This is a genomic window from Ornithinimicrobium cavernae, assembly GCF_003121625.1.
Classification (GTDB): domain Bacteria; phylum Actinomycetota; class Actinomycetes; order Actinomycetales; family Dermatophilaceae; genus Ornithinicoccus; species Ornithinicoccus cavernae.
In genome coordinates this window covers 1-631 of record NZ_QDDJ01000051.1, presented here as the reverse complement: position 1 = coordinate 631, position 631 = coordinate 1, and the positions used below count along the sequence as shown (strand labels likewise).

The window sequence follows — 631 nt, the reverse complement described above, 5'->3', positions numbered from 1 at the left end:
GCACGGTGGATGCCCTGGCAGTCAGAGGCGATGAAGGACGTGCTAATCTGCGATAAGCGTCGGTAAGGTGATATGAACCGTTATAACCGGCGATTTCCGAATGGGGAAACCCAGTGTGTTTCGACACACTATCATTAACTGAATCCATAGGTTAATGAGGCGAACCGGGGGAACTGAAACATCTAAGTACCCCGAGGAAAAGAAATCAACCGAGATTCCCCCAGTAGCGGCGAGCGAACGGGGAGCAGCCCAGAGCCTGAATCAGTGTGTGTGTTAGTGGAAGCGTCTGGAAAGGCGTGCGATACAGGGTGACAGCCCCGTACACAAAAATGCACATGCTGTGAGCTCGATGAGTAGGGCGGGACACGTGGTATCCTGTCTGAATATGGGGGGACCATCCTCCAAGGCTAAATACTCCTGACTGACCGATAGTGAACCAGTACCGTGAGGGAAAGGCGAAAAGAACCCCGGCGAGGGGAGTGAAAAAGAACCTGAAACCGTGTACGTACAAGCAGTGGGAGCACGCTTAGGCGTGTGACTGCGTACCTTTTGTATAATGGGTCAGCGACTTATATTCTGTAGCAAGGTTAACCGAATAGGGGAGCCGAAGGGAAACCGAGTCTTAACTGGG

General features: G+C 52.3%; 1 rRNA gene. It reads left to right on the top strand.

The annotated features are described in order from the left end of the window. Positions 1-631, top strand: a 23S ribosomal RNA gene (locus tag DA085_RS20740); the annotation flags it as partial.